Origin of the sequence: Oryzihumus leptocrescens, assembly GCF_006716205.1 — a bacterium.
GTDB lineage: Bacteria > Actinomycetota > Actinomycetes > Actinomycetales > Dermatophilaceae > Oryzihumus > Oryzihumus leptocrescens.
Genome location: NZ_VFOQ01000001.1, coordinates 1841404 through 1867196, shown reverse-complemented (window position 1 = coordinate 1867196; position 25793 = coordinate 1841404). Strand labels below are relative to the sequence as shown.

The window sequence follows — 25793 nt, the reverse complement described above, 5'->3', positions numbered from 1 at the left end:
AGCGAAGAAGAGGCTCAGCCGTGTCTGCGCAAGAGAGCACCACCGCCACCGCACCCACCACTGGCACCTCGCGCGTCAAGCGCGGCATGGCCGAGATGCTCAAGGGCGGCGTCATCATGGACGTCGTCACCCCCGAGCAGGCCAGGATCGCCGAGGACGCCGGCGCCGTCGCCGTCATGGCCCTCGAGCGGGTCCCCGCCGACATCCGCGCCCAGGGCGGCGTCTCGCGCATGAGCGACCCCGACATGATCGACGGCATCATCGAGGCCGTCTCCATCCCGGTCATGGCCAAGGCCCGCATCGGCCACTTCGTCGAGGCCCAGGTGCTGCAGTCCCTCGGTGTGGACTACATCGACGAGTCCGAGGTGCTCACCCCGGCCGACTACGCCAACCACATCGACAAGTGGGCCTTCACCGTCCCCTTCGTCTGCGGTGCCACCAACCTTGGCGAGGCCCTGCGTCGCATCACCGAGGGCGCGGCCATGATCCGCTCCAAGGGCGAGGCCGGCACCGGTGACGTCTCCAACGCCACCACCCACATGCGCACCCTGCGCGCCGAGATCAACCGGCTGCGCTCCATGAGCCCCGATGAGCTCTACGTCGCCGCCAAGGAGCTCCAGGCCCCCTACGAGCTGGTCAAGGAGGTCGCGCAGGCCGGCAAGCTCCCCGTGGTGCTGTTCACCGCCGGCGGCATCGCCACCCCGGCCGACGCCGCGATGATGATGCAGCTCGGCGCCGAGGGCGTCTTCGTCGGCTCCGGCATCTTCAAGTCCGGCAACCCGGCTCAGCGCGCCGAGGCCATCGTCAAGGCCACGACCTTCTTCGACGACCCCGACGTCATCGCCAAGGTCTCGCGCGGCCTGGGCGAGGCCATGGTCGGCATCAACGTCGACGAGCTGCCCCAGCCGCACCGCCTGTCCGAGCGGGGCTGGTGACCCGGCCGCACGGCATACCGCCTGGTCTGTGAGGGACCCCGGCACCCCTGGTGGGTGCCGGGGTCGCCTGCTGTCCCGGCCCGGTCGTCCGGGTATGCCGGGTGGCCGGCTCACCGGGGCACCGATGAGTCCTCGCCGTGCCGGACGTTGAACGGGCATGGAGACTGGAACCCTGATGACCCGTCCACCCGCGAGCGCCGCGCCTGGGGAGAGCCGGGCCGGGAACGGCCCGGCCGCGAGCGTCGCCGACCTCAGCGAGGCCGGATTCACGGTCCTGGCCGCTCGGCACCGCCGCGAGCTGCACGTGCACTGCTACCGCATGCTCGCCTCGTTCGAGGAGGCCGAGGACGCGGTCCAGGAGACGTTCCTGCGTGCATGGCGCGGCCGGGACGGCTTCGACGGCAGCACCCTGCAGCGGGCCTGGCTGTACCGCATCGCCACCAACGTCTGCCTCGACGCGATCCGGCGCCGGTCACGGCGGCCCGTGGCCGCCTCGAGCCACGCCGAGGTGCCGTGGCTGACGCCCTACCCGGACCGGCTGCTCGACGAGGCCGCGCCGACCGGCGAGCAGCCCGAGGCCATGGCCGTCGACCGCGAGACGATCGAGCTGGCCTTCCTCGTGGCGATGCAGGCCCTGCCGCCGCGCCAGCGCGCCGCGTTCATCGTGCGCGACGTGCTGGGCTGGCCGGCCAGCGAGACCGCGGACCTGCTGGGCACGAGCGTGCCCGCGGCCAACAGTGCACTCCAGCGGGCCCGGGCGACGCTGCACGACCGGCTCCCGCAGCGCCGCGGCGAGTGGTCCGCACCCGAGCTGGACGAACAGGACCGGGCGCTGCTGGCGGCGTTCATCGACGCGCACGAGCGGTGTGACGCGGCGGCCGCGGTGGCGATCTCGGCCCAGGACCTGAGGGTCACCATGCCGCCCTACCCGATGGTCTTCGACGGCCTGCAGCAGGTTGCGGCGCTGCTGGAGCGGGCGTTCGGCCCCGACCGCGACGGCGACTGGCGCCTGCTGCCCACGGCGGCGAACCGGATGCCCGCCGCGGCGAGCTACCTGCGCCGCCCGGGCGACACGGCATACCGGGCGTTCAAGCTCGACGTGCTGCGGGTGCGCGACGGCCTGGTCGCCGAGATCACCACGTTCGGGCCGCAGCTGTTCGCCGAGCTCGGGCTGCCGGCGACCCTGTGAGGGCCGGCGCTGTGCCGGTCGCCGCGGTGACGTCCGAAAACCGCCAGTTCCTGGTGTCCCGCCGCGCCATGATGGTGGCGTGACCGAGACCTTCGAGGCCCGCTACGCCGCGATCGCCAGCCGGGACCGGCGCCACGACGGGCGGTTCTTCACCGCGGTGCGCACCACCGGCATCTACTGCCGGCCCAGCTGCCCGGCGCGCACGCCGTACCCGGAGAACGTCACGTTCTTCACCACGGCGGCGGCCGCGCAGGCGGCGGGGTTCCGGGCGTGCAAGCGGTGCCGGCCCGAGGCGGCACCGGGGTCGGCGGACTGGGACGTGCGCGCCGACCTCGTGGCGCGGGCGCTGCGGCTGGTCAACGACGGGGCGGTCGACGAGGGCGGGGTCGCCGCCCTGGCCCGGCGGCTGGCGGTCAGCGAGCGCCACCTGCACCGGGTCATGGTCGCCGAGGTCGGTGTCGGCCCGCTCGCCCTGGCGCGGATGCGGCGGGCGCAGACGGCCCGGCTGCTGCTCGAGGCCACCGAGCTGCCGGTGACGTCCGTGGCGTTCGCGGCCGGCTACGCCAGCGTCCGGCAGTTCAACGACAGCATCCGCGAGGCGTTCGGCGCGGCGCCCACGGACCTGCGCCGGGGACGGCGGGCGGCCGCCGACGGCACCGGTGAGGTCGTGCTGCGGCTGGCCCACCGGCTGCCGCTGGACCACGCGCCGCTGATGGACTTCCTCGGGCTGCGGGCGGTGCCCGGCGTGGAGGAGTGCGACGGGAGGAGCTACCGGCGGGCGCTGCGCCTGCCGCATGGTGCCGGCGTCGTGACCGTGACACCCCATCCCGGCGAGGGACACGTCACGGCCCGGCTGCGGCTGGCGGACCTGCGCGACCTCACCCCGGCCGTGCAGCGCACCCGGCGGCTGTTCGACCTCGACGCCGACCCTGAGGCGGTGTCCCGGGCGCTGTCCCGCGACCCGCTGCTCGCCCCGCTGGTGCGGCGTCGCCCCGGCGTGCGGGTGCCCGGCCACGTCGACGGCTTCGAGCTGGCGGTGCGGGCGGTCCTCGGCCAGCAGGTCACGGTCAAGGGGGCGCGCACCCTGGCCGGGCGCCTGGTCGAGCGGCTCGGCAAGCCGATGGACGCCCCCAGCGGTGCGGTGACCCACCTGTTCCCCACGGCCGAGTCGGTGGCGGAGGCCGACCTGTCGGGCCTGGGCCTGACCACCGGGCGGATGGACACGCTGCGGGCGGTCGCGAGCGCCGTGGCCGGGGGTGAGGTCGTCCTCGACCCGGGGGCCGACCGGGAGGAGACCCGCCGGGCACTGCTGTCCCTCAAGGGCATCGGGCCGTGGACGGCCGACTACGTCGCGATGCGGGCACTCGGCGACCCCGACGCCTTCCCGGCCGCCGACCTCGGCCTGCGCCAGGCGCTGGAGCGGCTCGGCAGCCCGATGGACGCCCGGGCGCTCACCTCGCGGGCGGACGCCTGGCGCCCGTGGCGGGCCTATGCCGCGCTGCACCTGTGGTCCTCCCTGGCCGACGAGCCGGGGCGGGCGCCCCTCAGGTGACCGCCGCCCGGGCCGCGAACTCGGGCCGCTCGAACTCCTTGTCCCGCAGCACCTCCAGCAGGTGCTGGGCGGAGGCGAGGACGTCGGCGTGGGACAGGTAGAGCGGGGCGAACCCCAGCCGCACGACGTCAGGCTCGCGGAAGTCGCCGATCACCCCGCGGGCGATGAGGGCCTGCACGACGGCGTAGGCCTCGGGGTGGCGCAGCGAGACCTGCGAGCCGCGGCGCTCGGGATCCCGCGGCGTGACGACCGGCAGGTCGAGGCCGAGGCCGTCGAGGCACTCGAGGAAGAAGCCCGTCAGCGACTGGCTGTGCGCCCGCACGTCGGCCATGGACAGCCCGTCGTATGCCGTGAGCGCGGCTTCCAGCCCCAGCAGCGACAGCAGGGGAGCGGTGCCCACGCGGGCCCGGGTGATCCCGTGGGCGGGGGCGTAGTCCGGGCTCATCGCGAACGGCGCCGCGTGGCCCTGCCAGCCGGTCAGCGGGTGGTCGAAGGCGTCCTGGTGGCGGGCCGCCACGTAGAGGAACGCCGGGGCGCCCGGGCCGCCGTTGAGGTACTTGTAGCCGCAGCCGACGGCGAGGTCGACCCCGTGCTCGTCCAGGCCGACCGGGTGCACGCCGGCGGAGTGGCACAGGTCCCAGCAGGCAAGCGCCCCGGCGTCGTGCGCGGCCCGGGTCAGCCCGGGCAGGTCCCAGAGCTCGCCGCTGCGGTAGTCCACCTGGGAGAAGGCGATGCAGGCCAGCCGGTCGGCGTGCTCGGCGATGGCGCCGGCGGCCTGCTCGTGGGTCACCCGCACGACCTCGAGGTCCATCAGCCGGGCGACCGAGGACAGGATGTGCAGGTCGGTGGGGAACGACCCGCCGTCGGTGAGCACGACGGGGCGTCCGGGGCGCATCCGCCCTGCGGCGACGAAGACCTTGAACAGGTTGACCGAGGTCGAGTCGGTGACCACGACCTGTCCCGGGGCGGCGCCCACCAGGGCGCCGATGCGGTCACCGGTGCGCTCGGGGGCGCCCCACCAGTCGAACTCGTTCCAGGACCGGATCAGGCGCTGGCCCCACTGGCGGGTGACCACGTCCTGCACCACGTCGGGCACGGCGGCCGGCAGCGCCCCGAGTGAGTTGCCGTCGAGGTAGATGACGCCCTCGGGGACGAGGAACCGCTCCCGGGTGCCGGACAGGGGGGAGGTGGCGTCGAGGTCGCCCGCGCGGGCTGCCAGGTCAGCGTGCTGGGACATACCCCGCAACGTAGCGTCACCGGCACGGCATACGCTGGCGGGCGTGAGCCCTTCCCCCCTTCGCATCGGCGTGCTGGCCGTCCAGGGTGACGTCCGCGAGCACGTCCACGTCCTGTCCTCCCTCGGTGCCGAGGCCACCGGCGTGCGCCGGCCGCGCGAGCTCGACGAGGTCGACGCGATCGTCATCCCCGGCGGGGAGTCGACGACGATGGACAAGCTGGTGCGGGCGTTCGAGCTCTACGACCCGCTGCGCAAGCGGATCGCCGACGGCATGCCTGCCTACGGCTCCTGCGCCGGGATGATCATGCTCGCCGACCGGATCGCCGACGCGCGGCCCGACCAGCAGACGCTCGGCGGGCTGGACATGACGGTGCGCCGCAACGCCTTCGGCCGCCAGGTCGACTCGTTCGAGGAGGACCTGCACATGCCCGAGGTCGTCGGGGCCGACGGCGACCCGGTGCGCGCGGTCTTCATCCGGGCGCCCTGGGTGGAGCAGGTCGGCGAGGGCGTGCAGGTGCTGGCCACCGTCGAGTCCGGGCCGGCCGCAGGGCACATCGTGGCGGTGCGCCAGGGCAACCTGCTCGCGACCTCCTTCCACCCCGAGGTGACCGGCGACCACCGGGTCCACGACTACTTCGTGCAGATGGTGCGCGCGGCCCGGGCCTGAGCCACGCGCCGACAGCCGGGCGGCAGTCAGTAGGATCGTGCGGATTTCACGGATACCGAGCAGGGATAGGGAGACTCGATGAGCGGCCACTCCAAATGGGCGACGACCAAGCACAAGAAGGCTGCGATCGACGCCAAGCGGGGCAAGCTCTTCGCCAAGCTGATCAAGAACATCGAGGTCGCGGCCCGCACCGGCGGCGGTGACCCGGCGGGCAACCCGACGCTCTACGACGCCATCCAGAAGGCCAAGAAGACCTCGGTCCCCAACGACAACATCGACCGCGCCGTCAAGCGCGGCTCCGGCGCCGAGGCGGGCGGCGCCGACTGGCAGACGATCATGTACGAGGGCTACGCCCCCAACGGCGTGGCCGTGCTGATCGAGTGCCTCACCGACAACCGCAACCGCGCGGCGGCCGAGGTGCGCACCGCGCTGACCCGCAACGGCGGCCAGCTCGCCGACCCGGGCAGCGTGTCCTACGTCTTCACCCGCAAGGGTGTCGTCATCGTGCCCAAGGGCGACCTGACCGAGGACGACCTGCTCGAGGTGGTCCTCGACGCCGGCGCCGAGGAGGTCAACGACCTCGGCGAGTCCTTCGAGATCATCAGCGAGGCCGGTGACTTCGTCGCCGTCCGCACCGCCCTCCAGGGCGCGGGGATCGACTACGACTCGGCCGAGGCCTCCTTCGTGCCGACCCTGCAGGTCGAGCTCGACGCCGACGGCGCCCGCAAGATGTTCCGCGTCATCGACGCCCTCGAGGACAGCGACGACGTGCAGAACGTCTGGGCCAACGGCGACGTCAGCGACGACATCCTCGCCGAGCTCGACGAGGAGTGACCGGTGGGCGGCGCGTCGCTGTCGTGGCGCGCCGCCGGCACGGTAGGTTTCTCTCCGAACAGGTGTTCGGTGATCGTCGTGGCAAGGAGCCGGTTGTGCGCGTGCTTGGTGTCGACCCCGGCCTGACCCGCTGCGGCATCGGCGTGGTCGACGGTGGGCTCGGCCAGCCGCTGCGGATGGTCGGCGTCGGCGTGATCCGCACCCCGGCCGCCCAGGAGACCCACCTGCGCCTGCACACCCTGCGCAGCGAGCTCGAGCAGTGGCTGCACCGCTACCAGCCCGACGCGATCGCCGTCGAGCGGGTGTTCGCCCAGGCCAACCTGCGCAGCGTCATGGGCACCGCCCAGGCCTCGGCCGTGGCGATGCTCGCGGCCGCCGAGCGCGGCCTGCCCCTTGCCATGCACACCCCGAGCGAGGTCAAGGCTGCCGTCACCGGCAGCGGCCGCGCGGACAAGGCCCAGGTGACCACGATGGTGACCCGCATCCTGCGGCTCGACACCCGGCCCCAGCCGGCCGACGCCGCCGACGCCCTGGCCCTGGCCATCTGCCACGTATGGCGTGGCGGGGCCCAGGACCGCCTGCAGCGCGCCGCCGCGGCGGCGCGGGGCGGTGCCCGGTGATCGCCTCCGTCCGCGGCCCGGTGCTGTCCGTGGGCCTCGACTCGGCCGTGGTGGAGGTCGGGGGAGTGGGGCTGCTCGTGCACACCACCCCCGGCACCGCCGCCGGCCTGCGCCCCGGGTCCGCGGCCAGCCTGGCCACCACCCTGGTCGTGCGCGAGGAGTCGCTGACCCTCTACGGCTTCGCCGACGAGGACGAGCGCCAGGTCTTCGAGCTGGTCCAGACCGTCTCCGGGGTCGGGCCGCGCCTGGCCCTGGCCATGCTCGCGGTGCACGCCCCGGACGCCCTGCGCCGCGCCGTCTCCGACGGCGACATCCACGCGCTGACCAAGGTGCCCGGCATCGGCAAGAAGGGCGCCGAGCGCATCGTGCTCGAGCTGCGCGACAAGATCGGCCTGCCCACCGGCGCCGCCCCCGTCGTGGTCAGTGGCAATGGCAGCGGCGCCCCGTGGCGGGGCCAGGTCCACGAGGCCCTCGTCGGCCTCGGCTGGTCGGCCAAGCAGGCCGACGACGCCGTCGAGACCGTCGCGGCCGACGCCCCCGCCGATGCCACGGTGGCCACGCTGTTGCGCGCCGCGCTGCGGGAGCTCGGGCGATGAGCCGCGACCTGCCTGCGGGCACCTACGAGATCTACTCGGACGGCTCGTTCGAGGCGACGACCAACCGGGTCATGGACTCCGGCAGCGACGACGACGAGCGCCGCGTCGAGGCGGCCCTGCGGCCCCGGCGCCTGGCCGACTACGCCGGGCAGACGCGCGTGCGTGACCAGCTCGGCCTGGTGCTCGAGGCCGCCCGGCGCCGCGGGGCACCCCCGGACCACGTGCTGCTCTCCGGTCCGCCCGGCCTGGGCAAGACCACCCTCGCCATGATCGTGGCCGCCGAGCTCGAGCAGCCGATCCGCATCACCAGCGGCCCGGCGATCCAGCATGCAGGCGACCTCGCGGCGATCCTGTCCTCGCTGGCCGAGGGCGAGGTGCTCTTCCTCGACGAGATCCACCGCATGTCCCGGGCCGCCGAGGAGATGCTCTACCTGGCGATGGAGGACTTCCGGGTCGACGTGGTCGTCGGCAAGGGCCCCGGCGCCACCGCCATCCCGCTGGAGCTGCCGCCGTTCACCGTCGTCGGCGCCACCACCCGCTCCGGCCTGCTGCCGGCTCCGCTGCGGGACCGGTTCGGCTTCACCGGCCACCTCGACTACTACGCCGCCGAGGACCTCGAGCAGATCCTCATGCGCTCGGCCCGGCTGCTGGAGGTCAAGGCCCACCCGCGGGGCATCTCCGAGATCGCGGGACGCTCGCGTGGCACCCCCCGCATCGCCAACCGGCTGCTGCGCCGGGTCCGCGACTGGGCGCAGGTGCACGGGCGCGGGGTGGTCGACGAGAAGGCCGCGCACACCGCCCTGGCCCTGTTCGACGTCGACGACAAGGGCCTGGACCGGCTCGACCGGGCCGTGCTCGAGGCCCTGTGCCGCCGGTTCGCAGGCGGGCCCGTCGGCCTGTCCACCCTCGCGGTGGCCGTGGGTGAGGAGTCCGACACGGTCGAGACGGTGGCCGAGCCCTACCTCGTGCGCGAGGGCTTCATGATCCGCACCCCGCGTGGCCGGGCCGCGGCCCCGCTGGCCTGGCAGCACCTCGGCCTGACCCCGCCAGCCCCGGCCGACCTCGGGGTCGCCCAGCCGCTGCCGTTCGGTGACGGCGAGGGTGGCCGCTTCGGCGGCTGAGGGCGCAGGGGTGGCCACCTGCCGGGTTGCCGGTCCAGCCGCGGTGGCGGGCTCGCGGCATACCTCCGGGTTCATCACGAAATGGCCGCGCATGGGTGGGGTTCCTTGGTGCCTGTGGTGCCGCTCACCTAGACTCACGCGAACGCACCGGCCCCGTCCGGGACTTCCGCGCGTCCGGGGACGTTGTCCCCAGTGGTGCGTGTCAACCCAACTGTCGTGAAGGACTGACTCATGTCGTCACTGGCCCCCGCGGCCGCCTCTTCGGGGGCCGGCCTCGGCAACCTGCTCATCTTCGCCCTGCCGATCCTGCTGATCGCGTTCATGTTCATGACGCAGCGGCGTCGCCAGCGCGAGGTGCAGGCCGTGCAGAGCGGCCTCAAGGTCGGCGACGAGGTGACCACGACCTCGGGCCTGCTCGGGCGCATCAGCGCCATCGACGACACCGTGGTCACCCTCGAGGTCAGCCCGGGCGTGCTGGTGCGCTTCGACCGCCGCGCCATCGGTGGCCCCGCCCCGGCCGCGGCCACGTCCTCCCCGGAGGCCGCCGCGTCCGAGCCCGCCGAGGCACGCACCGAGACTCCCGCCGAGACGCCCGCCGACGTGCCGGCCGAGGGCAGCACGCCGGCGGAGCGCCCGGACACCACCGGGGAGCGGGACTGACCGTGGCGATCAACCCGCGCAACCGCAAGCCGCTGCGCACCCTGGCGGCGCTGGCCGTGCTCATCGTGGGCCTCTACGGCCTGCTGGCGGCCGTCGTGACCTGGGGCAGCGCCCAGTGGACCCCCAAGCTCGGCCTCGACCTCGAGGGCGGCACCCAGCTCATCCTCAAGCCGGTCATCACCAACGGCGGCTCCATCAGCCAGGACCAGATCAACCAGGCCGTCGACATCATGCGCCAGCGCGTCGACAGCACCGGCGTCTCCGAGGCCGAGGTGACCACCCAGGGCGGCTCGAACGTCGTGGTCTCCCTGCCCGGCACCCCGGACAAGGCCACGATCGACTCCCTGAAGCGTTCCTCGCAGCTGCGCTTCCGCGCCGTGCTGGTCGAGGCCGCCGGCGCCCCGCAGCCGACGCCGACGTCCACCGGCACCGCCACCGCGCCGTCGGGCACGCCGAGCGCCACGCCGAGCTCGGGCTCCAAGGCCACCGCGCCGGCAGGCACCGCGACCACCAGCGCCAAGTCGGCCTTCCCGCCGGCGCTGAGCCAGGACACCACGCCCACGCCGACCCCCTCGGCGACCGGCACCACGGGCTCGACCGGCACGACCGGCACCAAGCCCAAGGACGCCAGCGACCTGGCGTGGATCACCCCCGACATCGAGAAGCAGTTCACCGCGCTGAACTGCTCCGACAAGGCGGTCGAGGCCAAGCTGGCGACGCTGGTCGACGACCCGGCCAAGCCGCTGGTGACCTGCTCCCAGGACCGCACCGCCAAGTACATCCTCGGCCCGGCCGAGGTCGTCGGCACCGACATCGCCGACGCCACCTCCGGCTTCCAGACGACGCAGCAGGGCGCCCAGACCAACCAGGTCGAGATCCAGCTGAAGTTCGACTCCAACGGCACCAAGAAGTTCGGTGACGTCACCTCGCGCCTGGTCTCGCTGCCGCAGCCGCGCAACCAGTTCGCCATCGTGCTCGACAGCCAGGTGCTCTCCGCGCCGGTCACCCAGAGCGCGATCACCGCGGGCACCGCGAGCATCACCGGCAACTTCACCGAGGCCAGCGCCAAGACCCTGGCCGACCAGCTGAAGTTCGGCGCCCTGCCGATGTCGTTCACCCCGCAGACCGAGGAGCAGGTCAGCCCCACGCTGGGCACCGACCAGCTCCAGAAGGGCCTGCTCGCCGGCCTCATCGGCCTGCTGCTGGTCGTCATCTACTCGCTGTTCCAGTACCGCGCGCTGGGCTTCGTCACGGTCGCGTCGCTGGTCATCGCCTCGTTGCTGACCTACGTGACGGTGGCACTGCTGGGCTGGTCGCACGGCTTCCGGCTCACCCTCGCCGGCGTCACCGGCCTGATCGTGTCGATCGGTATCACCGCCGACTCGTTCATCGTGTTCTTCGAACGCGTGCGTGACGAGGTGCGTGAGGGCCGGCTCCTGCGCCAGGCCGTGGAGACCGGCTGGGCCCGCGCCCGCCGCACCATCCTGGTCGCCGACGGCGTCAACATGCTGGCGGCGATGGTGCTCTACATCCTGGCCACGAGCAACGTGCGCGGCTTCGCCTTCACGCTGATGCTGACGACCATCATCGACGTGGCCGTGGTCTTCCTGTTCACCCACCCGATCGTCGCCATCCTCGCCAACACGAAGTTCTTCGGCGAGGGCCACAAGTGGTCGGGCTTCGACCCCGAGCGCCTCGGCGCGAAGCAACCGCTGTATGCCGGTCGCGGCCGGGTCACGATCGCTGCGCGCCGCGCGGCAGAGGAGAGCGCGCAGTCATGACGAGCTTCGCCCAGTTCGGCAACGACCTCTACACCGGCAAGCGGTCGATCGACTTCGTCGGGCGCCAGAAGACGTGGTACGCCATCTCCGGCGTGATCCTCGTGCTGGCCCTCGTGGGCATCTTCGCCCGGGGCCTCAACCTCGGCCTGGAGTTCCGCGGCGGCTCCGAGCTGCGCGTCTCCGGTGTCAGCACGACGCAGGGCTACGAGGCCAAGGCCAAGGACGCCCTCGGCGGCCTGAACCAGGGCGCCGACGTCGTGGTCACCAAGCTCGGCAGCGACTCCGTGCGCGTCCAGACCGAGAAGCTCAGCGACACCCAGACCGAGGACGCCCGGGCCAACCTGGCCAAGGCGTTCGGCGTCGACGAGAACAAGATCTCCGCGTCCTTCATCGGCGCCTCCTGGGGTGCCTCGGTCAGCCAGAAGGCGATCACCGCCCTCATCTGGTTCCTCGTGCTCGTCGCGCTGACCATGGCGTTGTACTTCCGCACCTGGAAGATGTCCGCGGCCGGCCTCATCGCGCTGGTCCACGACCTGGTCATCACCGTCGGCATCTACGCGCTGTTCGGCTTCGAGATCACGCCGGCGTCGATGATCGGCTTCCTGACGATCCTCGGCTACTCCCTCTACGACACCGTCGTCGTCTTCGACAAGGTGCGCGAGAACACCGGCCAGGCAGTCGCCAACGGCCGGATGAGCTACTCCCAGGCCGCCAACCGCGCGGTCAACCAGACCCTGGTGCGCTCGATCAACACCTCGGTCGTGGCCCTGCTTCCGGTCGCGGCGATCCTCGTCATCGGCTCGGTCCTGCTCGGCCCCGGCGTGCTGGTGGACCTGAGCCTGGCGCTGTTCGTCGGTATCGCGGCCGGCACCTACTCCTCGATCTTCATCGCCACCCCGCTGCTCGCCGACCTGCGTGAGCGCGAGCCGGCGATGAAGGACCTGGCCAAGCGCGCCAAGCGCTACCAGGCGGCCCGGACTCGCGACGAGGCCAGGGCCGAGGAGGCCGGCGAGGCCGACGCGTCGGCCACCGCCGGGGACGAGACCGCGGGCTCCCACCGGGAGCCGGCCGCGGCCGGCGCCGGCCGGGCGTCGCGCCCGGTGCACCCCTACGTCAGCGGCGGACCCCGCAACCAGCCCAAGCGCCCGCCCAAGAGCAAGCGCTGAGGAGAGCTTTGAGCACCGAAGAGCAGTCCATCGCGCAGGTGGTCTCCGACCACCTGCGCGACATCCCCGACTTCCCCGAGCCCGGCGTGGCCTTCAAGGACTTCACCCCGTTGCTGTCCGACGGGGCGGCTCTGGCCGCAGTCGTCCGCGACATCGCCGACCGCTACCGCGGCCGGGTCGACCACATCGTCGGCATCGAGGCGCGCGGGTTCATCCTCGGCGCCGCCGTGGCCTACGAGCTCGGCATCGGCTTCGTGCCGGTCCGCAAGGCGGGCAAGCTGCCGGGGGAGACCCTGGGCGTGGAGTACGACCTGGAGTACGGCAGCGCGCACATCGAGGTGCACGCCGATGCGTTCGTCGCCGGCGCCCACGTGCTGGTCATCGACGACGTGCTCGCCACCGGCGGCACGGCCGAGGCGACCTGCACGCTGCTCGAGCGCGCCGGGGCCGAGGTCGTGGCCTTCGAGGCCGTCATCGAGCTCGGCTTCCTCGAGGGCCGGGCCAAGCTGGCGGGTCGTGAGGTCCACACCATCCTCACCGTGTGAGGGCACATAGACTCCTGTCATGAACGAGGACGTCGCGGGCGGCACGACCGGAACCTCCGCCCCCACGCAGGTCGAGCCCATGACCGGGCCGATCCCGCGCGTCCGCGCGCGGCTGGCCCGCTTCGGCGGTCCGCGCCAGGGGACCTACCGCGTCCTCGAGCCGCTGCTGCGCACCGTCCGGGCGACCCACCCCAAGGCTGACCTGACGGTCATCGAGCAGGCCTACGCCGTCGCGGAGCAGGCCCACCGCGGCCAGCTCTGCAAGAGCGGCGACCCCTACATCACCCACCCGCTGGCCGTGGCCACGATCCTGGCCGAGCTGGGCATGACGCCGGCCACGCTGGCCGCCGCGCTGCTGCACGACACGGTCGAGGACACGGCATACAGCCTGGAGGACCTCACCCGCGACTTCGGGCCCGAGGTCGCGATGCTCGTGGACGGGGTGACCAAGCTCGACAAGGTCACCTACGGCGACGCGGCCCAGGCCGAGACCGTGCGCAAGATGGTCGTGGCGATGGCCCGCGACATCCGGGTGCTGGTCATCAAGCTGGCCGACCGGCTGCACAACGCCCGCACCTGGCGCTACGTCTCGCAGGAGTCGGCGCAGCGCAAGGCCCGCGAGACCCTGGAGATCTACGCCCCGCTGGCGCACCGGCTGGGCATGAACACCATCAAGTGGGAGCTGGAGGACCTGTCCTTCGCGACCCTGTACCCCAAGGTCTACGACGAGATCGTGCGCCTGGTGGCCGAGCGGGCGCCGGCCCGGGAGGAGTACCTCGCCGGGGTGCGCGAGCAGGTCAACAACGACCTGCGGGCGGCCAAGATCAAGGCGACGGTGACGGGCCGGCCCAAGCACTACTACTCCGTCTACCAGAAGATGATCGTGCGCGGCCGCGACTTCGAGGAGATCTACGACCTCGTCGCGGTGCGGGTGCTGGTCGACACGGTCCGCGACTGCTACGCGGCGCTCGGCGCGCTGCACGCCCGGTGGAACCCGGTGCCTGGGCGGTTCAAGGACTACATCGCGATGCCCAAGTTCAACATGTACCAGTCGTTGCACACGACGGTCATCGGGCCCGAGGGCAAGCCGGTCGAGATCCAGATCCGCACGCACACCATGCACCGGCGCGCGGAGTACGGCGTCGCGGCGCACTGGAAGTACAAGGAGGACGCGCCGGGCAGCGGCCAGGCCCAGCCCAAGGACGGCGAGACCGGGCCGATCAGCGACATGGCGTGGCTGCGCCAGCTGCTGGAGTGGCAGCGGGAGACCTCCGACCCGGGCGAGTTCCTGGACTCGCTGCGGTTCGAGATCAACGCCCGCGAGGTCTACGTCTTCACGCCCAAGGGCGAGGTCATCGCGCTGCCGGCCGGCTCGACCCCGGTCGACTTCGCCTACGCGGTGCACACCGAGGTCGGCCACCACTGCATCGGCGGCCGGGTCAACGGCCGGCTGGTGCCGCTGGAGAGCCCGCTGGAGAACGGCGACGTCGTCGAGGTGCTCACCTCCAAGGCCGACGGTGCCGGGCCCTCGCGCGACTGGCTGACCTTCGTCAAGAGCCCGCGCGCCCGCAACAAGATCCGCCAGTGGTTCTCCAAGGAGCGCCGCGAGGAGGCCATCGAGCAGGGCAAGGACGCGATCGCCAAGGCGATGCGCAAGCAGGGTCTGCCCCTGCAGCGCCTCATGTCCCACGAGTCCCTGGCCGGCCTGGCCGGCGAGCTGCGCTACGCCGACATCTCCGCCCTGTATGCCGCGGTGGGCGAGGGGCACGTCAGCGCCCAGCACGTGGTGGGCCGGCTCGTGGCGTCCCTGGGCGGGGAGGAGGGTGCCAGCGAGGACCTCGCCGAGGCGACCATGCCGACCCGCGGGGTGCGTCGCCGCAGCGGCGACCCCGGTGTCGTGGTCGTCGGCACCGCCGACGTCTGGGTCAAGCTGGCCCGGTGCTGCACGCCCGTGCCCGGCGACCCGATCATCGGCTTCGTCACCCGGGGGAGCGGCGTGTCGGTGCACCGCGCCGACTGCACCAACGCCGAGTCGCTGCTCGCCCAGCCGGACCGGCTGATCGACGTCGAGTGGGCCCCGTCCGCCGGCAGCGTGTTCCTCGTGCAGCTGCAGGTCGAGGCGCTCGACCGCAACCGGCTGCTCTCCGACGTCACCCGGGTGCTCTCGGACCACCACGTCAACATCCTGTCGGCGAGCGTGCAGACGACCCGCGACCGCGTGGCGATGAGCAAGTTCACCTTCGAGATGGGCGACCCCGGCCACCTCGACCACGTCATCAAGGCGGTCCGCAAGATCGACGGCGTCTTCGACGTCTACCGGATCACCGGCGGCAAGGCGCCCGTCAAGCAGCAGTAGCCCACGCGCCGAGAGGGACGTTTCTCGGGTTTGGAGGGCCTCCAAACCCGAGAAACGTCCCTCTCGGGGCCGACTGGTTCAGTCCACGAAGATCCGCGCCAGCTCGGCGGCAGCCTCGGCGGCGGTCCACTCCATCGTGGCCGGGCCGACGGTGAACTCGGTCCACGACCAGCCCGGCACCTCGCTGGCGTCCCACGTTGCCGACGCCATGAGGTGGTCCTGCTCCATCGCGGTCACCAGGCGCTCGTTCAGCGAGTCCGCGGGCGCCTCGACGAAGATCCGGAACGCGTTGGTGTGCGGCTCCTCCGGGAGGACGCGAATGCCCCGCTCCGGCAGCAGCTTGGCCATCTCCTGCGCCCGCTCGTGGAACTCGGCCATCCGGGGGAGGTGCTGGTCCAGCCCTCGCAGGGCGGCCACGGCGTAGGGCATCAGGCTGAAGAGGGTGCCCCCGTGCCGGGTGCGCCAGGTGCGGGCCTGCTCGATCTCGTCCTCGGGGCCGGCCAGCGCGGCGCCGGCGAGGCCGCCGAGGCCCTTGTAGAACGAGACGTAGACGCTGTCGGCCAGCCCGGCGACCTCGGCCAGCGATCGGCCCAGGTGCGGCGTGGACTCCCACAGGCGGGCGCCGTCCAGGTGCAGCGGCACCCCGCGCTCACGGCAGGCCGCCGAGAACGCCTCGAGGTCCTCCCACGAGGGCAGGAGGTAGCCCGCGTCGCGCAGCGGCAGCTCCAGCAGCACTGCGCCGAGCTGCCCGGGGATCGCGTCCAGGTCGTCCACGCCGGGCACCCGGGCGCCCTCGGTGAGCATCCGGAAGTCGAAGCCGTGCAGCAGCCGCGGGCCGTCCTCCTCGTGGTGGAGCAGGTGCGACAGCGCGGGGATGGCCACCCGGCGGGAGTCCTGACGGTCGCACCAGACCCGCAGCATCGACTGCTGGGCCATGACTCCGCTGGGGAAGAACGCCACCGCCGGCTTGCCGAGCAGCTCGGCCAGCCGGCTCTCGAGGAGGGCGACCGGGCCGCCGGTGCCGTAACGGTCCCACCTGGCTCCGTCGCCGAGGCCGGCCACGACGTCAGCCAGGTCGCGCAGCTCCTGCTCGGGGGTCACCGGCGGGCGGAACAGCAGCCAGCGGGTGATGCCGGGCTGGGCTGCCCGCGCGCGCTCGGCCAGGGTGGGGGTCGGGGTCTGCTCGGTCACGGCGTCATCCTCTCGGGCGAGCGCCGTTGGTGCACAGGGATTTCCCGCACCCAAGGCGCCCGGGGCGTGCCCGCCGCGAACACGGGTATGCCGTGCCCCTCACGGCGAGGGGCACGGCATACAGGCGTGGCAGGGGAGTGGCCTCAGCCGCTGAACTCCTGGACCCCGGCGCGGGCCTGCTCGAGCCACTGCTCGCGCGCGGCGAGAGCCGCCTCGGCGTCGGCCACCTTGCGGGCGTTGCCGGACTCCCTGGCCTTCGCGAGGTCCTCGCGCAGGCCCTGCACGGCAGCCTCCAGCTGGTCGACAAGGCTCTGGGCCCGGGCGGCGACCTCGGGGTTGGTTGCGGCCCAACGCTTCTCGTCGGCCTCGCGGACCGCCTGCTCCACCCGGCGCAGGCCCTTCTCGACCCGCTCCATGTCGGCGCGCGGGACCTTGCCGGCCCGGTCCCACTTCTCCTGGACCGCGCGCAGGGCTGCCTTGGCCGCATCGATGTCGGTCACCGGCAGGATCGCCTCGGCCTCGACGAGCAGTGCCTCCTTGACCACGAGGTTGGCCTTGAACTCCTCGTTCTCGACAGCCGCGACCTCGTCCTTGGCGTGGAAGAAGGCGTCCTGCGCGGCCTTGAACCGGGCCCAGAGGGCGTCGTCGTCGGCGCGGGAGGCCCGGCCGGCCTGGCGCCAGCGGTCCATGAGGCGCTTGTAGGCGGTGGCCGTCGGGCCCCAGTCGGTGCTGCCGGAGAGGGCCTCGGCCTCCTCGACCAGCGCCTCCTTGGCCGCCTTCGCCTCGCCCTGGGTCGCGTCGAGCTGGGCGAAGTGGACCCGGCGGGCCTTGTCGAAGCCGTTGCGTGCGGCGCTGAACCGCTGCCACAGGGCGGTCTCGGTCTCGCGGTCGAGGCGGGCGCCGGCGCGCTGCTCGGCCTTCCACTCCTCGAGCAGCTCACGCATGCGGGCGCCGCTGGTCTTCCACTGCACCGAGGCCGGGGGCTGGGCCGCGATGCGCTCGGCCTCGGCCACGATCTCCTCGCGCCGGGCCTTGCTCTTCTCGCGGGCCGCGCTGCGCTGGGCGCCCTCGACCTGCTTGCGGGCCTCGGTGGCCGTGGCGATCTCGGCGACCTTGGCCTCGATGAGGCTCAGGTCGCCGACCACGTTGGCCTCGGCGACGTGCTCGCGCAGCCGGGTCAGGCCGTCGACGGCGTCCTTGGCCGGCAGGTCGGTCTGGGTGACCCGCTGCAGCAGCAGCTCCGCCGAGGCGAGCAGCTCGTCGTACTTGCGGGTGAAGTAGGCCAGCGCCTCCTCGGGCGTCGCGCCGGGGTAGGAGCCGACCTCGCGCTCACCGTCAGACGTGCGGACGAAGACCGTGCCGTCCTCGGCGACGCGGCCGAACGTGGCCGGTGCGGCAGGGCGCCGGGTGCCGGCGAGGCTGGCCGGGCTCGGCATGCCGGCGGGGCTGGCAGGGCGCTCGGTGTGGTCGGACTGCTGTGACACGGTCTCAGGCCTTCTTCTCGGTGACGACAACCTTCTGGATGCTGATCGGCTGCGCCGGGGGCCCGTCGGTCTGGCCACCCTGGACGCCGGCAGCGGCGGTCTTCTTGACGATATCGAGTCCGGAGGTCACCGTGCCGAAGATCGTGTAGCCGCCGCCGTCGGTGGGCAGCTGGGTGTCCTTGTACACGATGAAGAACTGCCCGCCGTTGGAGTTGGGGTCCGACGTGCGCGCCATCGCCAGGGTGCCGGTGGGGTACTTGCCGTCCTTGGGCGCGTTCTCGATGCCGTAGCCGTAGCCGGGGTTGCCGTTGCCGGTGCCGGTCGGGTCGCCGCACTGCAGGACGAAGATGCCGGCGGTGGTGAGGCGGTGGCAGCGGCTGTTGGCCCAGTAGCCGTCACCGGCGAGCTGCAGGAACGAGGCCACGGTCTGCGGGGCCTTGGTGCCGTCGAGCTGGACGGTGACCGGGCCGCGGTTGGTCGTGATCGTCGCGACGAAGGTCTTGCCTGCGGCCAGCGACTTCGGCGGCAGCGTGCGGGTGGCCGACGGGCTCGGCGACGCGGACGGGCTCGAGGCCGCCGGCGCGGCCGGCGTGGCCGTGTCCTTGCCGCGGTTCACCGCATAGCTGGCACCGACCAGGCCACCGACCACGAGCAGCACGGCGAGGACGACGGCCACGACCTGGCGGTTGCGGGCGCGCTCGGCGGCACGCCTCTCGAACACGGCCTGGCGCTTCTCGGCCCGGCGCTTGGCGCGGGCGCGGTCGCGGGCTTTCGGCGACACGGGTGAGCTCCTCGGGAGGTCGGTGAGGGGCCGCGAGGGCCCGGGCCCGGTCAGTCTAGGCACCGGTCCCCGCACGGGCGGCGGTGCGTGGTCACGACTCCGTGACGGTTAGGCTCGGCTGCGTGCTGACCGTCGGATTCCCCGCAGCGGCTTTCGCCACCAACTGCTACGTCCTCGCGCCCGCCGCGGGCGAGGAGTGCCTCATCGTGGACCCCGGCATCGGGGTCGAGGACCGGCTCGCCGAGGTGCTGCGCCAGCACCGGCTGCGCCCGGCCGCGGTGCTGCTCACCCACGGCCACGTCGACCACGTCAGCTCGGTGACGCCGGTGTGCGCGGCCGGTGGCGTCGCGGCATACATCCATGCCGACGACCACTACCGGCTCAAGGACCCCCTGGGCACGCTCGCCCCCGAGCTGCTGGCGATGCTGCAGCAGCAGTTCGGCCCGGCCGCGACGTGGCAGGAGCCGAGCGAGGTCGTCGACCTCGCCGGTGGCCAGCGCCTGACCCTGGCCGGCATGGACATCAGCGTCCTGCACGCACCGGGGCACACGGAGGGCTCGGTGATGTTCGGCGTGCCCTACGTGCCTGACGGCACCGCCGACGAGGCCGGCGTGCGGACCACCATGCTCTCCGGCGACGTGCTCTTCGCCGGGTCCATCGGGCGCACCGACCTGCCCGGCGGCGACGGCGCGGCGATGACCCGGTCGTTAACCGATGTCGTGCTGCCGCTGCCGGATGACACCCTTGTCCTGCCGGGACACGGCCCGGCCACCACCATCGCCCGGGAGCGGGCGACCAACCCCTACCTGCAAGGACTGACCCAGTGAGCCAGACCAAGGTGACGCCGATCAGCGGCTTCCCGGAGTACCTGCCCGGCGAGCGGATCGTCGAGCAGCACTTCCTCGACGTCATCCGGGAGACGTTCGAGCGTCATGGCTTCGCCTCCGTCGAGACCCGCGCGGTCGAGCCGATCGAGCGACTGTCCAGCCAGGGCGAGGACGCCGACAAGGAGATCTACGCGATCCGCCGCCTCGGCGCCGACGCCGACGAGGAGGGCCCCGGCCTGGGCCTGCACTTCGACCTCACCGTGCCGTTCTCGCGCTACGTCCTGGAGAACGCCGGCCGGCTCACCTTCCCGTTCCGCCGCTACCAGATCCAGCGGGTATGGCGCGGCGAGCGCCCGCAGGAGGGCCGCTACCGCGAGTTCACCCAGGCCGACATCGACATCGTCGACGTGGGCGAGCTGCCGTTCCACTACGAGGTGGAGCTGCCGCTGGTCATCGCGGACGCGTTCTCCCGCCTGCCGGTGCCGGAGTTCCGGATCCAGGTCAACAACCGCAAGATCCCCGAGGGCTTCTACCGCGGCCTCGGCCTCGACGACGTCGCCGGTGTGCTGCGTGTGGTCGACAAGCTGGACAAGGTCGGCCCCGAGAAGGTCACGGAGATGCTCGTCGGGATCGGCGCCACCGAGGCCCAGGCCAAGGCGTGCCTGCAGCTGGCCGAGATCGCGACCCCGGACGACACCTTCGTCGAGCAGGTGCGCTCCCTCGGCGTCGAGCACCCGGTCCTGGACGAGGGTCTGGAGCAGCTGGCCGCGGTGATGCGCGCCGCCGCCGAGCACGCGCCCGGTCTGCTCGTGGCCGACCTGCGCATCGCGCGCGGGCTGGACTACTACACCGGGACCGTCTACGAGACCCAGCTCGTCGGCCAGGAGCACTTCGGCTCGATCTGCTCGGGCGGTCGCTACGACGCCCTCGCCAGCGACGGGAAGACGACCTACCCCGGCGTGGGCATCTCGATCGGGGTGTCCCGGCTGCTCGGCAAGCTCCTCGCCCAGGGCAGCGTGCGGGCCAGCCGGTCCACGCCCAGCGCCGTGCTCGTCGCCCTCAATGACGAGGACAGCCGGGCCGGTGCCATGCGCACGGCTGCGGCGCTGCGCTCCCGGGGCATCGCCTGCGAGGTCGCCCCGGCGGCGGCGAAGTTCGGCAAGCAGATCCGCTTCGCCGAGCGCCGAGGCATCCCGTTCGTGTGGTTCCCCGGCGCGGGGGAGCACGGCGACCAGGTCAAGGACATCCGCTCCGGCGAGCAGGTCGACGCCGACGCCACGACGTGGGCCCCGCCCGCCGAGGACCTGCTCCCGCAGGTCCTCACCGTCCCGTCTGACTGACCGGGAGCGGGGGCGGCCGCAGCCCGGCCTCCTTGAGCTCCATGGCGGCCAGGGCGCGTATGACCTGCCGGTCACCGGAGCGCCACGCGCCCACGGGGTCGTCGCTGACCCGTGCCAGGCGGGGGAGCGGCTGCCGGCTCATCGCCCGCAGGGCGAACAGGTCCACGTCGGCGTCGGAGTCGACGAGGCGTTGTGCAGCCCTGGCGCGGCGGGCGAACCTCAGCCGCCAGACGAACCAGGTCCCCGCCACCAGGAGGATCGGCACGAGTGCTGTGGCCCAGCCGAGCACCAGCGCCAGGTGCGCGACCGCCGTGACCAGGTCGTGGCCGGCGCCGGCGATCCCCGTCCCGGTGGCCGCGGCACGGTCGAAGGGCGCGTGCAGCTGGTCGCCCACGACCGGCACCTGGTGCAGGGTGCGTGACGCGTCGCCCATGGACCGGCCGAAGCCGGCGCCGGCGGACTCCAGCCGCCGGGCCGGCGCGGCCAGCCCCAGCACGGCGTCGTGCACCACGCGGCCGAGGTGGGCCCAGAGCGCCACCCAGGCCACGACCAGCACGTCGGAGGCGAGCTGGGTGGTCCGGCGGCCCGGCAGGTCGGCATACAGCTTCATCGGCACATCCGCTTCCTGGGCGACTTCGGGTGGGGGTCTGCGGGTCTACACTCGCAGCCGCTGCCCTCGGGCGGCCGATCGGCGTGGCAACGGGGCCACGCCGACCGCACAGCACCACCACACAAAGGAACTGATATCCGGTGAAGATCGGAATCCCTCGCGAGGTCAAGAACCACGAGTACCGCGTGGCCATCACGCCGTCCGGCGTGCACGAGCTCGTGCAGCACGGCCACGACGTCTACATCGAGACCGACGCGGGTGTCGGCTCCTCCATCCTCAACGAGGACTACGTCGCCGCCGGCGCCACGATCCTCGACACCGCGGACGACGTGTGGGGCACCGGTGACCTGATCCTCAAGGTCAAGGAGCCGATCGCCTCCGAGTACCACCGCATGCGGGAGGGCCAGACCCTCTTCACCTACCTCCACCTCGCTGCCGACAAGCCGCTCACCGAGGAGCTGGCCAAGCGCAAGGTCACCGGCATCGCCTACGAGACCGTCGAGCTGCCGGACCGCTCGCTGCCGCTGCTGGCCCCGATGTCCGAGGTCGCGGGCCGTCTCGCCCCGCAGGTCGGCGCCCACACGATGATGCGCGCCCAGGGTGGCCGCGGCATCCTCATGGGTGGCGTCTCCGGTGTCTACGCCGCCAAGGTCGTCGTCATCGGCGCCGGCGTCTCCGGCATGAACGCCGCCGCGATCGCCCTCGGCATGCAGGCCGAGGTGCTGCTGCTCGACCGCAACGTGGCGCGCCTGCGCCAGGCCGACGCGATCTACCAGGGCCACTGCCAGACGGTCGCGTCCAACGCCTACGAGGTGGAGCGGGCGATCATGGACGCCGACATGGTCATCGGCGCCGTCCTGGTGCCGGGCGCCAAGGCCCCGACGCTGATCACCAACGAGCAGGTCTCCCGGATGAAGCCGGGCTCGGTGCTCGTCGACATCTCCATCGACCAGGGTGGCTGCTTCGAGGACTCGCGTCCGACGACCCACGCGGACCCGACCTACCAGGTCCACAACTCGATGTTCTACTGCGTCGCCAACATGCCCGGCGCGGTGCCGCACACCTCCACCTACGCGCTCACCAACGTGACGCTGCCGTATGCCGTGGAGCTCGCCAACCGTGGCTGGCGCGATGCCCTCAAGGCCGACCACGCCCTGGCGCTGGGCCTGAACACCTACGACGGTGCGGTCACTTACGGCCCCGTCGCCGACGCGCACGGCATGCAGTCCGTGTCGCTGGACGAGGTGCTCAGCTGAGCGCTGCGCCCACGCAGCAGACCACCCCACCGGCGCCCCTGACGGCGCTGGACCGCTCGGTCCGCGGATGGCTCGACCACCTGCGGATCGAGCGGGGGGTGGCCGACAACACCCTGGCCTCCTACCGCCGCGACCTGGCCCGCTACCGCGAGTTCCTCGCCGGGCGCGGGATCGTCGACCCCGCGGCGGTGCGGGAGGCCGACGTCACCGACTTCCTCGCCGCCCTGCGCGAGGGCAGCCCGGAGCGGCCCGGGCTGTCGGCGTCCTCGGCCGCGCGCACCCTCGTCGCCGTGCGCGGCTTCCACCGGTTCCTGGCCCTCGAGGGCGTGGTGGGCGCCGACCCGGCCGCGGCGGTCAGCCCGCCGCGCCCGCCCAAGCGGCTGCCCAAGGCGATCGGCGTCGACGAGGTCGAGCGGCTGCTGGAGGCCGCGAGCCTGGGTGACACCCCCACCTCGCTGCGCGACCGTGCCCTGCTCGAGGTGCTCTACGGCGCCGGCGCCCGGATCAGCGAGGCGGTCGGCCTCGACCTGGACGACATCGACCTCGACGCGGGCGCGGTGCGCCTGCTCGGCAAGGGCGACAAGGAGCGCATCGTCCCGCTGGGGACCTACGCGCGGGAGGCGGTCACGGCATACCTGGTGCGGGCGCGGCCCGCGCTGGCCGCGCACGGGCGGGGGACGGCCGCGGTCTTCCTCAACCAGCGCGGGTCGCGGCTGTCCCGGCAGAGTGCCTGGGCCACGATCAGCGCCGTCGCCGAGCGCGCCGGCCTGTCGGCTCACGTCAGCCCGCACACGCTGCGGCACTCCTTCGCCACCCACCTGCTCGACGGCGGGGCCGACGTCCGGGTCGTGCAGGAGCTGCTCGGCCACGCCTCGGTGACCACGACGCAGGTCTACACGCTGGTCACGGTGCAGAAGCTGCGGGAGGTCTACGCCCAGGCCCACCCGCGGGCACGCTGACGCGACACGCCGCACCCTGCCTTGAAGCGCGTTGTCGGTCGCGACTAGGGTCGTCGCGATCAGCGAGATGCTGACCGACGAGGACGATCAGCGTGAGGCTGACCGACGACACCACGGCGCTGGGAGTGGAGCACCTGTGACTTCCGAGGTGATGGACGCCACCGACACCGAGACCGACCGGTCGCCCCGCCCGCTGCCCGGCGCCGAGAGCGTCGGAGCCGGCCAGATGGACGCCACCGGTCGCCCGATGCCGGACTTCCCCGACCCGCAGCCGCTGACCGGTCACGGCCCAGCGCGCATCATCGCGATGTGCAACCAGAAGGGTGGCGTCGGCAAGACGACCACCACGATCAACCTGGGCGCGGCGCTGGCCGAGTACGGCCGCAAGGTGCTGCTGGTCGACTTCGACCCGCAGGGCGCCCTGTCCGTCGGCCTGGGCATCCGCACCCACGAGCTCGACTCGACGATCTACGACCTGCTCATCTCGCGCGGTCACGACGTGCACGACGTCATCCAGCAGACGCGCACCCACAACCTCGACATCCTCCCCGCCAACATCGACCTGTCCGCGGCCGAGGTCCAGCTCGTCGGCGAGGTCGCCCGCGAGCAGATCCTGTCCCGGGTGCTGCGCGGGGTCGTCGAGGAGTACGACGTCATCCTCATCGACTGCCAGCCCTCGCTGGGCCTGCTCACGGTCAACGCGCTCACCGCGGCGCACGGCGTGATCATCCCGCTGGAGTGCGAGTTCTTCGCCATGCGCGGCGTCGCCCTGCTCGTGGAGACCATCGACAAGATCTGCGACCGGCTCAACCCGCGCCTGCAGGTCGACGGCATCCTCGCCACGATGTACGACGGGCGCACCCTGCACAGCCGCGAGGTCGTGCGCAGCGTGGTCGACCACTTCGGCGACCAGGTGTTCCACACGGTCATCAGCCGGACGGTGAAGTTCCCCGACGCGACCCTGGCCGCCGAGCCGATCACCTCCTACGCCTCGGCCCACACCGGGGCCGAGTCCTACCGCCAGCTGGCCCGCGAGCTGATCTCCCGGGGCGGGGCGGCCTGACCCCGATGAGCTCAGCCCCCGGCACGCTCGACTCCTCGCCGGCGGTCGCAGCAGCGCCTGACGCACCGGCCGGTGCCGGCGAGCCCGGCGGTCCCGACCGTCCGGTCGCCGACGCCACCGGGCCGGCCCGGACCGACGTCACCCCCGGTGGGGTGCTCACCCGCCGGGGCGCCAGCACGCCGTTCCAGGTCAACCTCGACGTGTTCCAGGGGCCGTTCGACCTGCTGCTCGGCCTGATCAGCAAGCACAAGCTCGACATCACCGAGATCGCGCTGGCCAAGGTCACCGACGAGTTCATCGCCCACATCCGCGCCCACCAGGCCTCCGACCGGGACTGGGACCTGTCCCAGGCCTCGGAGTTCCTGCTCATCGCCGCGACCCTGCTCGACCTCAAGGCGGCGCGGCTGCTGCCGCAGCTGAGCATCCAGGACGAGGAGGACCTCGCCCTCATCGAGGCCCGCGACCTGCTCTTCGCCCGGCTGCTGCAGTACCGCGCCTTCAAGGACATCGCGGCCGCCTTCGGCCAGCAGATGGCGCAGGCCGGGCGGATGACCGCCCGCCAGGCCGGGCTCGAGCCGCAGTTCGCGGCGCTGCTGCCGGAGCTGGTCATCGGGATCACCCCCGAGCAGCTCGCCATGATCGCCGCGCGGGCGATGACCCCCAAGGTGGCCCCGACGGTCGGCCTGGAGCACCTGCACGCCCCGGCCGTCAGCGTCCGCGAGCAGGCGGCGCTGGTCGTCGACCGGCTCCGGCGCGACCGCATGGTCTCCTTCCGCTCGCTGGTCTCCGACGCCGACTCCACCCTCGTGATCGTGGCGCGCTTCCTGGCCCTGCTGGAGCTCTTCCGCGAGTCGGCCATCGCCTTCGAGCAGGTCGAGGCGCTGGGCGAGCTGACCGTCCGCTGGACCGGCGCCGACGACGGCGAGGTCGGCGTCAGCGACGAGTTCGACGAGGGTGACGAGGCCGCCGGCGACCCCGCTGGTGACGGCCCCACCCCCGACACGCAAGACTGAGCACGGACCC

The 25793-nt window shown here is 72.7% G+C and carries 24 protein-coding genes; 19 read left to right on the top strand and 5 right to left on the bottom strand.

Going from position 1 to position 25793, the window contains the following annotated elements:
* Positions 1 to 20: 20 nt before the first annotated feature.
* The 3 genes from pdxS (at position 21) to FB474_RS08765 (ending at position 3676) form a co-directional block, all read left to right on the top strand.
* Positions 21 to 935: a pyridoxal 5'-phosphate synthase lyase subunit PdxS gene (gene pdxS / locus FB474_RS08775; RefSeq protein WP_141788299.1), complete on the top strand. Its 915-nt coding sequence runs from the start codon at positions 21 to 23 to the stop codon at positions 933 to 935.
* Between the two features lie 175 nt (positions 936 to 1110).
* Positions 1111 to 2124: an RNA polymerase subunit sigma-70 gene (locus FB474_RS08770; protein ID WP_141788298.1), complete on the top strand. Its 1014-nt coding sequence runs from the start codon at positions 1111 to 1113 to the stop codon at positions 2122 to 2124.
* 79 nt (positions 2125 to 2203) lie between these two features.
* The gene (locus FB474_RS08765; RefSeq protein WP_141788297.1) at positions 2204 to 3676 is read left to right on the top strand and encodes a DNA-3-methyladenine glycosylase 2 family protein; all 1473 of its coding nucleotides are present in this window, start codon (positions 2204 to 2206) and stop codon (positions 3674 to 3676) included.
* Here FB474_RS08765 and kynU read toward each other — a convergent pair.
* Positions 3669 to 4913 carry a kynureninase gene (kynU, locus tag FB474_RS08760; protein WP_141788296.1) on the bottom strand — a complete coding sequence of 415 codons (1245 nt, stop codon included), beginning with the start codon at positions 4911 to 4913 and terminating at the stop codon, positions 3669 to 3671. The genes FB474_RS08765 and kynU overlap by 8 nt on opposite strands.
* Before the next feature lie 43 nt (positions 4914 to 4956).
* On the opposite strand from kynU, the gene pdxT reads away from it, so the two are divergent.
* The 10 genes from pdxT to FB474_RS08710 all read left to right on the top strand — a co-directional run bounded on the left by pdxT (position 4957) and on the right by FB474_RS08710 (position 15259).
* Positions 4957 to 5580, top strand: coding sequence for a pyridoxal 5'-phosphate synthase glutaminase subunit PdxT (pdxT, locus tag FB474_RS08755; protein ID WP_246092099.1), 624 nt, complete (start codon positions 4957 to 4959; stop codon positions 5578 to 5580).
* Between the two features lie 78 nt (positions 5581 to 5658).
* Entirely contained in the window at positions 5659 to 6414 is a 756-nt protein-coding gene (locus FB474_RS08750; RefSeq protein WP_141788294.1) for a YebC/PmpR family DNA-binding transcriptional regulator, read from the top strand.
* A 95-nt stretch (positions 6415 to 6509) separates the two neighbouring features.
* Positions 6510 to 7034, top strand: coding sequence for a crossover junction endodeoxyribonuclease RuvC (gene ruvC / locus FB474_RS08745; RefSeq protein ID WP_141788293.1), 525 nt, complete (start codon positions 6510 to 6512; stop codon positions 7032 to 7034).
* Complete coding sequence (gene ruvA / locus FB474_RS08740; protein ID WP_141788292.1) at positions 7031 to 7630, top strand: Holliday junction branch migration protein RuvA; 600 nt, start codon at positions 7031 to 7033, stop codon at positions 7628 to 7630. Before ruvC ends, ruvA begins: the two co-directional genes overlap by 4 nt.
* Complete coding sequence (ruvB, locus tag FB474_RS08735; protein WP_141788291.1) at positions 7627 to 8751, top strand: Holliday junction branch migration DNA helicase RuvB; 1125 nt, start codon at positions 7627 to 7629, stop codon at positions 8749 to 8751. Before ruvA ends, ruvB begins: the two co-directional genes overlap by 4 nt.
* 231 nt (positions 8752 to 8982) lie before the next feature.
* The gene (yajC, locus tag FB474_RS08730) at positions 8983 to 9411 is read left to right on the top strand and encodes a preprotein translocase subunit YajC (RefSeq protein ID WP_141788290.1); all 429 of its coding nucleotides are present in this window, start codon (positions 8983 to 8985) and stop codon (positions 9409 to 9411) included.
* A 2-nt stretch (positions 9412 to 9413) separates the two neighbouring features.
* Positions 9414 to 11192 (top strand): protein translocase subunit SecD, encoded by a 1779-nt coding sequence (secD, locus tag FB474_RS08725; protein ID WP_141788289.1) that lies wholly within the window; start codon positions 9414 to 9416, stop codon positions 11190 to 11192.
* Complete coding sequence (gene secF, locus FB474_RS08720) at positions 11189 to 12358, top strand: protein translocase subunit SecF (protein ID WP_141788288.1); 1170 nt, start codon at positions 11189 to 11191, stop codon at positions 12356 to 12358. The genes secD and secF overlap by 4 nt, the downstream gene beginning before the upstream one ends.
* Positions 12359 to 12366: 8 nt before the next feature.
* On the top strand, positions 12367 to 12903 hold the full coding sequence (locus FB474_RS08715) for an adenine phosphoribosyltransferase (protein WP_185746099.1): 537 nt from the start codon (positions 12367 to 12369) through the stop codon (positions 12901 to 12903).
* Between the two features lie 79 nt (positions 12904 to 12982).
* Positions 12983 to 15259, top strand: a complete 2277-nt coding sequence (locus FB474_RS08710) for a RelA/SpoT family protein (protein ID WP_141789891.1) — start codon at positions 12983 to 12985, stop codon at positions 15257 to 15259.
* A 78-nt stretch (positions 15260 to 15337) separates the two neighbouring features.
* Here FB474_RS08710 and FB474_RS08705 read toward each other — a convergent pair whose 3' ends face one another.
* The 3 genes from FB474_RS08705 to FB474_RS08695 all read right to left on the bottom strand — a co-directional run bounded on the left by FB474_RS08705 (position 15338) and on the right by FB474_RS08695 (position 18715).
* Positions 15338 to 16450 carry a threonine aldolase family protein gene (locus FB474_RS08705; protein WP_185746098.1) on the bottom strand — a complete coding sequence of 371 codons (1113 nt, stop codon included), beginning with the start codon at positions 16448 to 16450 and terminating at the stop codon, positions 15338 to 15340.
* A gap of 143 nt (positions 16451 to 16593) precedes the next feature.
* Entirely contained in the window at positions 16594 to 17934 is a 1341-nt protein-coding gene (locus FB474_RS08700; RefSeq protein ID WP_246092098.1) for a DUF349 domain-containing protein, read from the bottom strand.
* 4 nt (positions 17935 to 17938) lie between these two features.
* On the bottom strand, positions 17939 to 18715 hold the full coding sequence (locus tag FB474_RS08695; protein WP_141788285.1) for a peptidylprolyl isomerase: 777 nt from the start codon (positions 18713 to 18715) through the stop codon (positions 17939 to 17941).
* A gap of 122 nt (positions 18716 to 18837) precedes the next feature.
* Between FB474_RS08695 and FB474_RS08690 the strand changes: the two genes are divergently transcribed.
* Together FB474_RS08690 and hisS are read left to right on the top strand one after the other, a co-directional pair.
* The gene (locus FB474_RS08690; protein WP_141788284.1) at positions 18838 to 19542 is read left to right on the top strand and encodes an MBL fold metallo-hydrolase; all 705 of its coding nucleotides are present in this window, start codon (positions 18838 to 18840) and stop codon (positions 19540 to 19542) included.
* Entirely contained in the window at positions 19539 to 20882 is a 1344-nt protein-coding gene (hisS, locus tag FB474_RS08685; protein WP_141788283.1) for a histidine--tRNA ligase, read from the top strand. The genes FB474_RS08690 and hisS overlap by 4 nt, the downstream gene beginning before the upstream one ends.
* On the opposite strand, the gene FB474_RS08680 is transcribed toward hisS, so the two are convergent.
* Complete coding sequence (locus tag FB474_RS08680) at positions 20863 to 21492, bottom strand: hypothetical protein (protein WP_141789889.1); 630 nt, start codon at positions 21490 to 21492, stop codon at positions 20863 to 20865. The genes hisS and FB474_RS08680 overlap by 20 nt on opposite strands.
* A gap of 140 nt (positions 21493 to 21632) precedes the next feature.
* On the opposite strand from FB474_RS08680, the gene ald reads away from it, so the two are divergent.
* From ald to FB474_RS08660, 4 genes are all read left to right on the top strand, one after another.
* Positions 21633 to 22748: an alanine dehydrogenase gene (ald, locus tag FB474_RS08675; protein WP_141788282.1), complete on the top strand. Its 1116-nt coding sequence runs from the start codon at positions 21633 to 21635 to the stop codon at positions 22746 to 22748.
* Positions 22749 to 22786: 38 nt separating this feature from the next.
* On the top strand, positions 22787 to 23707 hold the full coding sequence (xerD, locus tag FB474_RS08670; RefSeq protein WP_141788281.1) for a site-specific tyrosine recombinase XerD: 921 nt from the start codon (positions 22787 to 22789) through the stop codon (positions 23705 to 23707).
* 151 nt (positions 23708 to 23858) lie between these two features.
* Positions 23859 to 24770 carry a ParA family protein gene (locus tag FB474_RS08665; protein WP_185746225.1) on the top strand — a complete coding sequence of 304 codons (912 nt, stop codon included), beginning with the start codon at positions 23859 to 23861 and terminating at the stop codon, positions 24768 to 24770.
* Between the two features lie 5 nt (positions 24771 to 24775).
* A complete protein-coding gene (locus FB474_RS08660; protein ID WP_141788280.1) occupies positions 24776 to 25783 on the top strand; it encodes a segregation and condensation protein A in 1008 nt (335 codons plus the stop codon).
* Positions 25784 to 25793 lie beyond the last annotated feature (10 nt).

Coding starts and splice junctions, on each gene's coding strand:
- secF (WP_141788288.1), top strand. CDS start 11,189: ATGACGAGCTTCGCCCAGTTCGGCAACGACCTCTACACCGGCAAGCGG.
- kynU (WP_141788296.1), bottom strand. CDS start 4,913: ATGTCCCAGCACGCTGACCTGGCAGCCCGCGCGGGCGACCTCGACGCC.
- FB474_RS08660 (WP_141788280.1), top strand. CDS start 24,776: ATGAGCTCAGCCCCCGGCACGCTCGACTCCTCGCCGGCGGTCGCAGCA.
- FB474_RS08665 (WP_185746225.1), top strand. CDS start 23,859: ATGGACGCCACCGACACCGAGACCGACCGGTCGCCCCGCCCGCTGCCC.
- ruvB (WP_141788291.1), top strand. CDS start 7,627: ATGAGCCGCGACCTGCCTGCGGGCACCTACGAGATCTACTCGGACGGC.
- FB474_RS08750 (WP_141788294.1), top strand. CDS start 5,659: ATGAGCGGCCACTCCAAATGGGCGACGACCAAGCACAAGAAGGCTGCG.
- FB474_RS08770 (WP_141788298.1), top strand. CDS start 1,111: ATGACCCGTCCACCCGCGAGCGCCGCGCCTGGGGAGAGCCGGGCCGGG.
- FB474_RS08680 (WP_141789889.1), bottom strand. CDS start 21,492: ATGAAGCTGTATGCCGACCTGCCGGGCCGCCGGACCACCCAGCTCGCC.
- yajC (WP_141788290.1), top strand. CDS start 8,983: ATGTCGTCACTGGCCCCCGCGGCCGCCTCTTCGGGGGCCGGCCTCGGC.
- FB474_RS08710 (WP_141789891.1), top strand. CDS start 12,983: ATGACCGGGCCGATCCCGCGCGTCCGCGCGCGGCTGGCCCGCTTCGGC.